Raw genomic sequence first — 13141 nt, 5'->3', positions numbered from 1 at the left:
ATCAGGCCCCTCGCCGCATACCGGGCACCGGCTGGTTGTTAACCGGTGCATTTCGCAATGCTGTTGCCAGTTCGGCATAAGCATCGATGACAGTGCGATCCCCCGGAGATTGCTTCAGCACTTCATAAACAAATGGAACTTGCTTGACGGCCATATCCAGATCGGCATCGACACCGGGGCGATATCCGCCGATCAATCGCAGGTCTTTTGTCTCTTCATAGTTGTGGATCAATGACTTGAGCCTTGAGACAAGTTTCTGTTGATCCGGCGTCCAGGCCTTGTGAGACAGGCGCGAAATCGAAGCGAGAGGATTGATGGGCGGATATCGGCCCTCATCCGCGAGAGCGCGGTCGAGCACGATGTGCCCGTCGAGAATACCGCGCGTCGAATCGGCAATCGGGTCATTGTGGTTATCGCCATCAACGAGAATGGAGATGATTGCCGTGATCGTGCCGGTTCCCTCCTCGCCGGGGCCAGCACGCTCCAGCAAACGCGGAAGTTCGGTGAAGACGGATGCAGGATAACCACGCGCGATCGGCGGCTCGCCCGCGGCAATCGCGACTTCGCGGATGGCGTGGGCAAATCGCGTGATACTATCGGCGATGAACAGGACGTTTTCGCCCTTGTCCCGGAAATGTTCGGCAATCGTCATGGCAACGAGAGGCGCCATCTTTCTGAGCATCGGGCTCTCATCGCTGGTTGCAACGATGGCAATTGATTTTTTCATATTGTCACCGAGGGTATCCTCGATGAATTCGCGCACTTCACGACCACGTTCGCCCACGAGAGCGATGACGACCTTGTCGAAGGCGTCTGCCCGGGCAAGCATGGAAAGGAGTGTGGATTTACCCACACCCGAACCGGCAAAAATGCCAAGGCGCTGGCCAAAGCAAAGCGGCGTAAAAATATCGATTGCCTTCACGCCCGTGCGGAAGCCGGTGACAACACGGCTGCGCGTCATCGAAGGCGGTGGCAGCGTGGTCACTGAACGTTTTTTCAGCCCACCGACAAGCGGACCTTTATTGTCTATCGGCTTGCACAGCGAATTGATGGTACGGCCACACCAGCTATCATCCGGCTGAACGCGGAATTCGCCCTCGCGCAGCACGATGTCGTTGACGCCAATGGGATCGCCCGGTTCGATAGGGCAAACATAGATCAGCTCCGGCTCGACCCGAACCACCTCTCCCAGATGCAGACCCGTGGAACTCTTGTGAACCACAAATTCACCAAGGCGCACATGTTGCGAAAGCCCGCTCACCGTGTAGTGGCCTGCTGCAATGGTCCTGACCCTTCCGCCGCGTGAAACGGGCATGCCGGAGGAGACTTGCGCCTCGATCATCTGCGCCAGCGCTTCGAGCTTCGGAAAGATATTTTTTGGGATTTGGGTTTGGGTTTCCATTTACATCAAACGCCGATTACTGGCCGCCACCGAGGGTTCGGATGGCTTGAGAAAAGGAATCTTCCGTCGACTTCATCAGGGAGGAAATGCCTTCAAACGCCCGGTTGACCTGCACCAGCTGCGTCATCTGTGAGATGGCGTTCACGTTGGATTGCTCGACATAGGCCTGAAGAACGCCAAACTGCGCATTATCGACGATAGGCTGAGGTGCTTCCGTAAAGATGACGCCGCTGTTCTCATAGCGAACGAAACCCTTCGTCGCATCTGCGGAAAAAAGACCGAGTTGCGCGACGGGAGCGCCGTTTTGCGTGATGCGACCATCGGTTCCGACTGTCGGCTCACCGGCGGCCGGATTGAGCTGGATAGGGCCACCGCCCGCATCCAGAACAGGATATCCTTGCGTGGACACCAGCTCACCCGTCACGGACATGGAGAACCGGCCATCGCGCGTCATCACCTGTCCAGCAGGCGTATTGATGGCAAACCAGCCCTCACCCTTCACGGCAAAGTCGAGAGGATTGCCGGTTTTTATCAATTCACCATTGCGGGTCGAAAGGTAATCGTTGCCCTGCGTAACGAATGCGATGTCTGCCTTGAGATCGTTTTTCGTCTGGCTCATCACCTGATCGAACTTCACCTCCGTGCCACGAAAGCCAACGGTATTCATGTTGGCAATGTTGTCGGCAACGGTAGTGAGACGACGCTCCAGGGCAATCTGGGAGGAGATCCCGACGTAGATACCAGATTGCATATTACTCTCCTGTCCAGACCAAAGGCAAAAGGCGCACCGCTGACACGCAACAACGCCATATTCCTACAGGCCTACTGGAGTTTGCTTGCGCGAAGCTTTTGGTTCGCGTGCCTCGAGACGTCGCGCCGGAGAAGCTGCAAAACGCAGAAAAGAAATCTCTTTTGGCAATATGACCGAAGACATCTCAAAGTTGAGGGCAAGCGGACAAAGTCTTGGGCAGCAGCCTCCAAGCCAGCCTCGCGCAAGGCATGTCCCATATCCCTGATGTGCGAAATTGGCGTCAGATGCGAGCTTCAGATGAATATCATTATCGGACTAGTAATTACTTTCGGCTGTATTATCGGCGGTTACATGGCCATGGGTGGTCATCTGGACGTGCTGTTCCAGCCATTCGAGCTCGTCATCATTGGTGGCGCAGGTCTGGGCGGCTTCATCATGGCCAACCCGATGAAGGTGGTGAAGGATAGCGGAAAGGCGCTGGGCGAAGCATTCAAGTTCGCCGTGCCGAAAGAACGTCACTATCTGGATGTTTTGGGTGTTCTCTACTCGCTGATGCGCGACCTGCGCACCAAATCGCGAAACGAGATTGAAGCCCACATCGACAATCCAGACGAATCCTCGATCTTCCAGACCGCACCATCGGTTCTGAAGAACAAGGAACTGACGTCCTTCATCTGCGATTATGTCCGCCTCATCATCATCGGCAATGCTCGCAGCCATGAAATCGAAGCTCTCATGGACGAAGAAATCGACACCATCCTGCACGACAAGATGAAGCCCTATCACGCCATCACTGCGATGGGCGATTCCTTCCCCGCCATCGGCATCGTGGCCGCCGTTCTCGGCGTTATCAAAGCCATGGGCAAGATCAACGAATCGCCTGCGGTTCTGGGTGGCCTGATCGGTGCAGCGCTCGTCGGCACCATGCTTGGCATTATCCTGTCTTACTCCATCTGTAATCCGCTCTCGGCGCAGATCAAGATCGTTCGTACCAAGCAGCATCGCCTCTACATCATCGTGAAGCAGACATTGCTGGCATACATGAACGGCTCTGTTCCACAGGTCGCGCTGGAATATGGACGCAAGACCATTTCCAACTACGAGCGTCCATCGATTGATGCCGTCGAGCAGGAAATGATGAACCCCGGCGGCGACCAGAAGGCGGCTTGATGATGGCAAATGCTGCACAATCAAATGTCACGGCAATGGACCCGGCGCTTCTGGCGAAGCTGACGGGCGGCCTTGGCGACAGCAAGAAAGTCGCCAAGATCGGCGCCGATATCGGTCAAATCTACAGCAATTTTCTGCCTGACATCTTCCACAGTGAGACGGGCATTGCCATCGAGGTCGACTATCTCGGCTGCGAATCCGGCCTGATGACCGATCTTATTCGGAAGCTCGGCAAGGACTTTGCCGTTGCCGACTGCTCGTTGCGCAACTGGTGCCCCAACTTCATGCTGGCCACCGGCACGGCTTTCGTCATGGCCTTGATGGAGCGTATGCTCGGTGCTGCGCCAGACACCATCATGGACCCGGAAATCCGCTCCCTGTCGCAGATCGAGCTTGATCTTGCAGCCCTCGTCATGGGTCGCATCGGTGATGTTCTGCGTTCGTCCGTCAATGCACCCGGCGGCTTTGAGGCAACCATCGACCAGCCTTTCAACGGCAATGGTAAAAGTGCTTTTGAGGAAGCCATTGCCGCACAGTTCGGCATGTTGATGCGCCTGCGGATTGATATCGGCAAGGTGTCGTCCGAGTTCGCCTTGGTCATCCCGCAGCGCACCCTGCTCAAAACCACCATCGTTGCACCGAAACCATCGGCGCAGGCGATGAAGAAGCAGGAAGAGTGGATGGAGATGATCTCCGAGCAGGTAAAGCGCTCGCAGGTCACACTGGAAGCCAAAATACGTTTACAGAGCCTGACACTGAAAACGATCTCCCGGCTTGTGGAGGGCGACGTCATTCCTTTCCGCGATATACGGCAGGACGACATCTGCGTGGAAGTCAGCGCCAATGGCGCAAATATGTACAACTGCGAGTTTGGGCGCGCGGGAGACCGTTACACCGTCAGGGTGAAGAATAACGTCAGCACGGACGACGAAATTCTAAGACATTTGATAGGTTAAATCTTGGGCCTGAGCTTCACACGGCTTGGGCAGCTTGACGCAAGTTTCAAAGGGAATAATTAGCGCATGGCTACGAAAAAGACACCATTAACCGACGATGATTTGCTGCCTTCGCTTGATGATTCCAGCGATCTGGATCAGGCGATCGGCGATCTGCGCGGCGTGCTGAAAAGCGATACGGAAGGTTCACTTTCCGACTTCGGTGATTTTGGCGACTTCGGTGCGGCATCTGCTGAACCGGCGGGCAACGACCTCGCAGCCTTCGGCGGCGGCGCGGACAGCTTTGGCATGTCGGACTTCGGTTCAACAGCGGCACCGCTGGCCTCATCGCCATCACCTCTCGGCAGCGGCCTTTCAGACAACCTCGATCTGATCATGGATATCCCAATCGATGTCCAGATCGTGCTTGGCACAAGCCGGATGCTGGTATCGGGATTGATGGGACTGGAAGAAGGCGCGACGATTGCTCTTGAGCGACGGATCGGCGAGCCTGTGGAAATCATGGTGAATGGCCGTTGCATCGCACGCGGCGAAATCACCGTACTGGAAGATGACGATACACGTTTCGGCGTGAAGCTGATTGAAGTACTGAGTACCAAGAAAGCCTAATCCCTGTGGGGACGGAGAGGAAAGACCATGATGGACTTTGAGGATTTCGGTAATCCCCTGGCAGGGAAGCCGTTGTCTCAGGCTGACAAGGCCGCCGCCGTACTTCTGGCGATGGGAAAAGGTGTGGCTGGAAAACTGTTGAAGTTTTTCACGCAGGCCGAATTGCAGACAATCATCAATTCGGCCCAGACACTGCGGGTTATCCCACCAGATGAACTCGCAGTGATCGTTGCCGAATTCGAAGACCTGTTCACCGAAGGCACCGGCCTGATGGACAATGCCAAAGCCATCGAGAGCATTCTCGAAGAGGGCCTGACACCGGAAGAGGTCGATGGTCTTCTTGGTCGCCGTGCGGCATTCCAGTCTTACGAAACCTCCATCTGGGACCAGCTTCAGGACGCAGACCCGAAATTTATCGGCACGTTCCTGCTGCGCGAGCATCCACAGACAATCGCTTACATCCTCTCCATGCTGCCCTCCTCGTTTGGCGCAAAAGTTCTTCTCACCATTCCCGATGAGCAGCGTGCCGACATCATGAACCGTACGGTCAACATGAAGGAAGTCAGCCCCGCTGCTGCACAGATCATTGAAAAGCGCGTCATCTCGCTGATTGCGGAACTGGATGCGGAACGCAATGCAGGTGGTTCGGCAAAGGTTGCGGACCTGATGAACGAACTGGAGAAGCCGCAGGTCGATACCCTGCTCAGCTCTCTGGAGACGCTCAGCAAGGAATCTGCAAACAAGGTCAAGCCGAAGATCTTCCTCTTCGAAGACCTTTTGTCTATGCCGCAGCGCAGCCGCGTTACATTGCTCAACGATGTGTCGGGAGACATCCTTACGCTGGCGCTTCGCGGTGCCACATCCGAGATCAAGGAATGTGTTCTGTCCTCCATCAGTCCACGTCAACGCCGCATGATCGAGTCGGACCTTGCCGTGCCAACAGCATCGCTCAACACGCGCGAAGTGGCGATTGCACGCCGCGCCGTTGCACAGGAAGCCATCCGTCTGGCCAGTTCCGGCCAGATTCTCTTGAAGGAAGCCGTAACGAGCGAACAGTCCGCCGCAGCGTGAACTCTTCGCGGTTGATAAGGCCAATCGGCGGGACTGAACGTCTTGCGGCCTAATGCCGCCACCTATACCCTGTAAAGAACGGCCTGCCGGGTTCCGGCGGGCCTTTTTTGTTAGGGGTGTGTCTTGGCAGACGGCGAAGACAAAGACAGTAAAACAGAAGAACCAACAGAGAAAAAACTTAGTGACGCGGTCGAAAAAGGGAATGTCCCTTCATCGAACGAAGCGTCACTATTCGCGTCCACGCTTGCCTTTTATATTTACATCGTTTTCTTCGCCGCCGATGGAATCCAAAGGCTGGGCGAAACCCTCAAGGACATCATCGAGCGACCGGAACAATGGCGGCTGAACACCGCAGCCGATCTTGTTTCATTGGGCCTGCATCTCGCAAAAGAGGTGAGCGCCCTGCTTTTGCCTGCGGCGATCATGTTCATCGTATTCGGGCTGGGCCAATCCTTCGCGCAAAACCTGCCGCAATTCGTGCTGGATCGGATCACGCCGCAGGTATCGAGAATATCGGTCGTCAAAGGTTTTCAGCGCATCTACGGCGTTAATGGATTTGTGAATTTCGGCAAGTCGCTTTTCAAAGTCCTGGTCGTGTCGGCCATCATGGTTATGGTTCTGAAAAGTGATTATTTCCGATTGCTGGATGCAATCGTATCTGACCCGAAAACCATTTTGCCGACGGGTTATGAAATCCTGAAAAAGATGATGATGGTGATGCTTTTCGCCACGGGAATTTTGGCGGTGGGCGACTATTTCTGGGCCAATCACCGTTGGTACAGCGAACTGAGAATGACCAAGCAGGAAATTAAGGACGAGCACAAACAGTCGCAGGGTGACCCGATTGTGAAAGCGCGTCAGCGCTCGATTGCCCGCGATCGCGCCCGCCGCCGCATGATGGATGGCGTGCCAAGAGCAACCCTCGTCATCACCAACCCGACGCACTATGCGATAGCGCTGCGCTACGTCAAAGAGGAGAGCGATGCGCCTGTTATCGTTGCCAAGGGACAGGATTTGATCGCTCTCAGGATCAGAGAAATTGCCCAGGAAAACGGAATTCCGATTTTTGAAGACCCGCCACTTGCACGCTCCATGTTTGCGCAAGTCTCGGTAGATAGTGTCATCCCGTCAGTATTTTATAAGGCAGTCGCGGAACTCATTCACAAGGTTTACGCGGCACGCCAAAACAAAAGACGGGTAAACTGATCAAGATGAAAAAATGCTCATATTCGGCGGAACGGGAAGAGATTTTGGCTCGCGCGATAAGCCCTGTGGCTGCGGAGCTTCGTCTGATTGATGCTGGAGATTTGATCTCCCTACTAAAGTTCGAATATTACAGCAGCCTCTCGGATCTGGTGGATTCGGCAGCGGAGCTGTATTTCCATCCGGGCACGGTCTATTTCGGGATCGGCGGCGATTATTCGCTGGATTGGGATACCTATCCCTCGATCACGCTAGACTTGGAAATCAAGCCGAAGGGCGTCACGATTTATGCTCAGTTGATGTTGGGCAAAGACCAGGCAGGCATCAACATCAACTACATCACGTTCCAAAATCCGTCGAATGATCCGAATGAAAACACAGCTTTTCTGGCCGACAGCTTGCGCCACGCATCGTTTTACACCCAGACCGATGTAGCCGCCGTCAACGCGACACATTAAAGCGCGGCCCGTCCGGTACTGCGCGAACAACACAGCTCACTTCATCTGATTTATGGACGACGCCGCTGAAAATCCGTTCCGATTTTCGGTGGCGTCGTCCTGTCGTTTAAAGAGATTTGCCGAGAATGTAGTCTGACAATCTTTCTGCCGCATCCTGTATCTGGGCAGGATTGCGCAGGAAGCAGGCACGCAGGAACAGTTCCCCGCCAGCACCGAAAGCTTTGCCCGGCGCAAGGCCGACACCGACCTTGTCGACGATATCGAATGCGGCGGCGCGGCTGTCTGTTACGCCATCGATTTTCAGGAACGCATAGAGCGCGCCATCGGGCTTGAGGGTCTCAACCCGATTGGTCGCGATCAGTGCATCGCACAGAATATCACGCGATTTGGCGGCACGGGCGTAGTTCTGCTTGATGAAATCATCACCATGATCCAGCGCGGCAATCGCCCCGCGTTGCATGAACTGCGCGACACCAGATGTGGAATATTGAATGAGGTTTTCAATGACCTGTCCGATTTCCGGCGGAGCAACGAGCCAACCCACGCGCCATCCGGTCATCGACCAGTTCTTGGAGAAGGAATTGGCGAAAATGATGCGGTCGCCTTCGTCCATGATATCGAGGAACGACGGTGCGCGTGTTTCGGCATAGTGATACAGCGCATAAATCTCGTCAGCGATGATCCAGAGACCATGCTTGCGGGCGAGAGCCAGAATATCGCGCAGGTTGTCATGCGTCGCGGTCCAGCCGGTCGGGTTGGAGGGCGTGTTGATGAACAGCGCCTTGGTCTTCGGTGTGATCGCCTGCTCCAGCTTGCCGATATCGATATCCCATTTTCCATTGGTGAAATCGATGCCAACAGGCACAGCCTTGGCACCTGCAACGCCGATGGCCGCAACGATGTTCGGCCATGTGGGTGTCAGATAAATCAGCTCGTCGCCGGGCGACGTCATAGCCTGCACGGCAAGCACGATGGCCTGCATACCTGAGCCTGTGACGTAAAAATGGTCTGGAGAAAGATTGGCCGAGAAATGGCGCTGGTAATAGCGGCTCATCGCATCGCGAAGTTCAGGAATACCGCGCTGCCAGGTGTAGAAGGTCTCCCCCGCTGTCAGCGCATCTGCTGCGGCCTGCGCGATGAAGGCTGGCGTGGGCAAATCACCTTCGCCCACCCAGAGCGGCAGGAGATTTTCCCGGGCATGGGCGTATTTTTTGACTTCAACGATACCGCTTTCGGGCGTTGCCAGAGAGCGGGCACTCAGACTTTTCAGAACCGACATGAAAAAAGGCACTCCTGTTTGAGTGCCTTCTTAACGCATGAAATGCTTGCTGTGCATGATATTCCGTGAAGAGATCACGGATTTTGCTGATGAGTCAGCGCGTCTTCAAGAGATCGCGGATTTCGGTGAGAAGCCGCACGTCTTCTGGCGGTGGCGGTGGTGCTTTTGCTTCTTCGATCTTCTGGCGCTCGACGGATGAGCGCAGCTTGTTCACCAGCTTCACCATCAGGAAGATGATCCATGCAAGGATGACGAAGTTGATGACAACGGTAATGAAGTTGCCATAAGCGAACACTGCGCCTTGCGCGCGCGCTGCGGCAAGCGAAGTTGCTGTAACCTGCGAGCTGAGCGGCAGGAAGTAGTTGGCAAAATCGAAGCCGCCGAAAATGGCACCGACGATTGGCATGATCAGATCGTTCACAACCGAATCGACGATCTTACTGAACGCCGCGCCGATGATGACACCCACGGCAAGGTCCATGACATTGCCGCGTGCAATAAAAGTTTTGAATTCGTTGAGCATTCCAGATGTCCCTCTTTCAACCCATCTCCACCATGCGCATCACATGGTGGCGCCACCATAACATTTATTTTCGAGTGTGCAGATATATGAAGTAAAATCAAACCCATTGCGTTGCACCTCTTAAACTTTATGCCAAGTCGCTGCCAATTCTCATTCTGCCCGAACTGTCATATGCTTGACCGCAAGGATGGTGGGAGAAAGCCAAGTGCTTCCTGGGTGGATCATATTTGTTTCGGCATTCGCCTATATTCTCCTGCTGTTTGCAGTGGCGAGTTATGGCGACCGTAAAAGCCGCCGAAAGACAACCTCCAACAAAGGCCGCCCGATTGTCTATGCGCTGAGCCTTGCGATCTACTGCACATCATGGACCTATTTCGGCGGCGTCGGCCTGGCGTCTGAGCGCGGGCTGGAATTTCTAGGCATCTACACCGGCCCGATTCTCGCTTTCACGCTTGGAATGCCGATCCTGCGGCGGATCGTTGAACTGGCTAAGGCCGAAAAACTCACCTCGGTTGCCGACTTCATCGCGGCCCGCTACGGCAAGAACCCCACGGTCGCCACATTGGTGTCGATCATCGCACTGGTTGGTGCCATTCCCTATATCGCGCTCCAGCTCAAGGCCGTGTCCAGTTCCGTTGCCGCCATGGTGGACCCCAGCGATTACGGTATTGGCAGCGGCAACCTCTATTTTCTCGATCTTCCACTGATCGTAACGCTGGTCATGGCGGGCTTTGCCGTCATCTTCGGAACACGCCACACGGACGCGACCGAACATCAGGATGGCCTCATTCTGGCGATTTCCATGGAATCGGTCGTCAAGCTCGTGGCGATCTGCACGGCGGGTGTTTATGTCGTGTTTTTCCTGTTTGACGGGCCATCGCAGCTTTGGCATCTCGCCTCTGAAAACAGCCAGGTCATGCAGGCGATGTCCTACCAGACGCCGATCAGTCGCTGGATCGTGCTGACCCTGCTGTCCGCCTTCGCGATCATTCTTTTGCCGCGACAGTTTCATGTGACGGTGGTTGAGAACCGCACGCCGAATGAGTTGCGCATGGCAGGTTTTCTGCTGCCGCTTTATCTCATCGCCATCAATATCTTCGTGCTGCCGATTGCGATTGCCGGCCTTCTGACGCTTGGCAGCAATGGCGAGGCCGACCTCTATGTGCTGCAATTGCCTCTGGTCAACCAGATGCCGGTCGTCTCGCTCATCACCTTTATAGGCGGATTTTCGGCGGCAACGGCCATGGTCATCGTCGCATCAGTGGCGCTCTCCATCATGGTATCGAACGATATTGTGATGCCGATCTTCCTGCGGCAAAAGCTGCTGAACAGATCAGCGCACCGCGATAATTTTGCCAAGACCCTGCTCAATATTCGCCGCACTGCCATCTTCGTCGTGCTGTTGTTGGGATATGCCTATTACCGAGCCGCAGACAGCACTTCGGGGCTTGCCTCGATCGGCCTGCTGGCCTTTGCTGCCATTGCACAAATGGCACCATCGCTTCTGGGTGGCCTGGTCTGGCGCCGTGCGAATGCTCGGGGCGCCATTGCCGGTCTGAGTTCCGGCTTCATCGTGTGGGCATACCTTCTGTTCCTGCCCAGCCTTGGGGGACCGGATAACTCGCAAGTCGCGGCGACGATCTTAAGCTTCCTGCTGCCCGGAACGACCGTGTTCAGCGGCCCGCACGCCGATCCGCTGGTGAACGCCGTCACGCTCAGCTTGCTTGTCAACTGCACGGCCTTCGTCCTTGGTTCGCTGTCACGCAACCCGCGCCCGGTGGAGCGCATTCAATCGGGCATTTTCGTCAAGCGCCATTCAAAATCTCAGTTCGCGACACGCGGATGGAAAACGCGCGTCAGCGTCGGGGACTTGAAAACCGCTGTGGCCCGTTACCTCGGTGAAGAGCGCATGTTGCGGTCGCTGGCGGCCTATGAAAAATCCGCAGGGCGGAAACTGGAAGACGACCAGCCGGCGGATATGGCGCTCATCCATTTCTCCGAGCAATTGCTGGGCAGCGCCATCGGTTCCTCGTCGGCGCGACTGGTGCTCTCACTGATTTTGCAGAAGGCCGAAGATACCAGTGCAGACACTGTCTGGCTGCTGGATCAGGCCAGTGAGGCGCTGCAATACAATCAGGATATGTTGCAGACGGCTCTGGCACAGATGGATCAGGGCATTGCCGTGTTCGATAGTTCGCAACAGTTGACCATCTGGAACCGCCGCTTTCGCACCTTGCTCGATCTGCCGGAACAGTTTGGCCGTGTCGGCCTACCGCTGACTGACATCGTTGCCATGCTGGAGGAACGCGGTGATATCGCCGCCGGTGAACAGAGGCAGACTATCAACCATCTTCTGACGATGGACATGCCGTTTTCGCTGGTCATGGCTGGCGGTGCACGCATCATCGAAGTGCGCTCCAACGCCATGCCGGACAAGGGTATCGTTGCGACCTTTACCGATATTACCCAGCGCGTGGCAAGCGATCAGGCATTAAAACAGGCCAATGAAACGCTGGAGCAGCGTGTCGAGGAACGCACTGGAGAACTGACCCGCGTAAATCACCAACTGGCCGAAGCGCGCGCAGTGGCGGATGAAGCCAATATCGGCAAAACGCGATTTTTCGCTGCCGCGGGCCATGATATTCTCCAACCGTTGAATGCGGCCCGACTGTATTCCTCCGCGCTCGTGGAGCGCATGGGCGCGTCAGAGAACGGCGCGCTCGTCCAGAACATCGACTCGGCGCTGGAATCGGTCGAGACCATTCTGGGTGCGGTTCTCGATATCTCCCGCCTCGATACGGGCTCGATGAAACCGCGCATGGCGTCCGTTCCGCTGAATGATTTGTTCAAACGCATAGAGACCGATTTCGCGCCGATGGCCCGGGAGAAAAACCTCGAACTCATCGTCATGCCCACATCGTTGACGGTAAAGTCCGACATCAATCTGTTGAGGCGCCTCGTGCAAAATCTGGTGTCCAACGCCATCAAATATACGATTTCCGGCAAAGTCATCGTTGGCGTTCGCCGACGTGGCAAAGAAGCGGTCATTCAGGTCATTGATTCGGGGATTGGCATCCCGTCTTCCAAATTCCGCACGATTTTCAAGGAATTCGCCCGTCTCGATGAAGGTGCAAAAACCGCGTCGGGGTTGGGGCTTGGCCTTTCCATCGTCGATAGGCTTTCGCGCATATTGCACCATCCCGTTCATCTCACGTCGGTTCAGGGTAAGGGGACATCGTTTCGGGTGCATCTGCCGCGAGAGATGACACACGCCCGCGCACCAAGAACGGTCGAACGCAGCGCGCCGCACGTGATTGCCCAGCAAATGCAAGGCTTTCGCATCCTGTGCATCGATAACGAGCCCAAGATTTTGGAAGGCATGGCGCTGCTCATGTCCGGTTGGGGGTGCGACGTGACGCAAGCGGCATCTCTTGCGACCATAGACGTGATGCCGGAGAGCCAAGCGCAAGCACCAGACATGATCGTTGCCGATTACCATTTGGACGATGGCGACGGGATCGATGCCGTGCGACGTCTTAGGCACCTCTATCAAAGGGAAATTCCGGCACTTCTGATTACGGCCGATCGCACACTCGAAGTGCGCGCACAGGCAGAAAAAGAAAACATCGCCGTACAACACAAACCGGTGAAACCAGCGGCACTCCGTGCCTACATCAATCAGGTCTTCAGCGTGACGCGGGCGGCGGCAGAATAAAAAA

Annotated in this window: 11 protein-coding genes; 7 read left to right on the top strand and 4 right to left on the bottom strand. The window is 55.6% G+C overall.

The features are described from left to right. Nucleotide 1 precedes the first annotated feature (1 nt). Nucleotides 2–1402: a flagellar protein export ATPase FliI gene (gene fliI / locus RMR16_RS00955; RefSeq protein ID WP_413786023.1), complete on the bottom strand. Its 1401-nt coding sequence runs from the start codon at nt 1400–1402 to the stop codon at nt 2–4. 16 nt (nt 1403–1418) lie between these two features. Further along, complete coding sequence (flgF, locus tag RMR16_RS00950; protein ID WP_320200944.1) at nt 1419–2153, bottom strand: flagellar basal-body rod protein FlgF; 735 nt, start codon at nt 2151–2153, stop codon at nt 1419–1421. A gap of 297 nt (nt 2154–2450) precedes the next feature. On the opposite strand from flgF, the gene motA reads away from it, so the two are divergent. The 6 genes from motA to RMR16_RS00920 all read left to right on the top strand — a co-directional run bounded on the left by motA (nt 2451) and on the right by RMR16_RS00920 (nt 7620). Next, nucleotides 2451–3323, top strand: coding sequence for a flagellar motor stator protein MotA (gene motA, locus RMR16_RS00945; RefSeq protein WP_320200945.1), 873 nt, complete (start codon nt 2451–2453; stop codon nt 3321–3323). Further along, entirely contained in the window at nt 3320–4279 is a 960-nt protein-coding gene (locus RMR16_RS00940; protein WP_413786024.1) for a FliM/FliN family flagellar motor switch protein, read from the top strand. The genes motA and RMR16_RS00940 overlap by 4 nt, the downstream gene beginning before the upstream one ends. Before the next feature lie 66 nt (nt 4280–4345). After that, nucleotides 4346–4888, top strand: a complete 543-nt coding sequence (gene fliN / locus RMR16_RS00935) for a flagellar motor switch protein FliN (RefSeq protein WP_320200946.1) — start codon at nt 4346–4348, stop codon at nt 4886–4888. Nucleotides 4889–4915: 27 nt separating this feature from the next. Beyond that, nucleotides 4916–5959: a flagellar motor switch protein FliG gene (gene fliG, locus RMR16_RS00930; protein ID WP_320200947.1), complete on the top strand. Its 1044-nt coding sequence runs from the start codon at nt 4916–4918 to the stop codon at nt 5957–5959. Between the two features lie 123 nt (nt 5960–6082). Continuing rightward, nucleotides 6083–7165, top strand: coding sequence for a flagellar biosynthesis protein FlhB (flhB, locus tag RMR16_RS00925; RefSeq protein WP_320200948.1), 1083 nt, complete (start codon nt 6083–6085; stop codon nt 7163–7165). Nucleotides 7166–7170: 5 nt separating this feature from the next. Continuing rightward, nucleotides 7171–7620, top strand: coding sequence for a hypothetical protein (locus RMR16_RS00920; RefSeq protein WP_320200949.1), 450 nt, complete (start codon nt 7171–7173; stop codon nt 7618–7620). A 106-nt stretch (nt 7621–7726) separates the two neighbouring features. Here RMR16_RS00920 and RMR16_RS00915 read toward each other — a convergent pair whose 3' ends face one another. Both RMR16_RS00915 and mscL read right to left on the bottom strand, forming a co-directional pair. Further along, nucleotides 7727–8899, bottom strand: a complete 1173-nt coding sequence (locus tag RMR16_RS00915; protein WP_320200950.1) for a pyridoxal phosphate-dependent aminotransferase — start codon at nt 8897–8899, stop codon at nt 7727–7729. 94 nt (nt 8900–8993) lie between these two features. Further along, nucleotides 8994–9422 (bottom strand): large conductance mechanosensitive channel protein MscL, encoded by a 429-nt coding sequence (gene mscL, locus RMR16_RS00910; protein WP_320200951.1) that lies wholly within the window; start codon nt 9420–9422, stop codon nt 8994–8996. 205 nt (nt 9423–9627) lie between these two features. Between mscL and RMR16_RS00905 the strand changes: the two genes are divergently transcribed. After that, nucleotides 9628–13137: a PAS domain-containing hybrid sensor histidine kinase/response regulator gene (locus RMR16_RS00905; protein WP_320200952.1), complete on the top strand. Its 3510-nt coding sequence runs from the start codon at nt 9628–9630 to the stop codon at nt 13135–13137. Nucleotides 13138–13141: the final 4 nt, after the last annotated feature.

Source organism: Agrobacterium sp. rho-13.3 (assembly GCF_033957765.2).
Taxonomy (GTDB): domain Bacteria; phylum Pseudomonadota; class Alphaproteobacteria; order Rhizobiales; family Rhizobiaceae; genus Agrobacterium.
The sequence above is the reverse complement of the archived record's forward strand: the minus strand, read 5'-3'. Positions and strand labels throughout refer to the sequence as shown.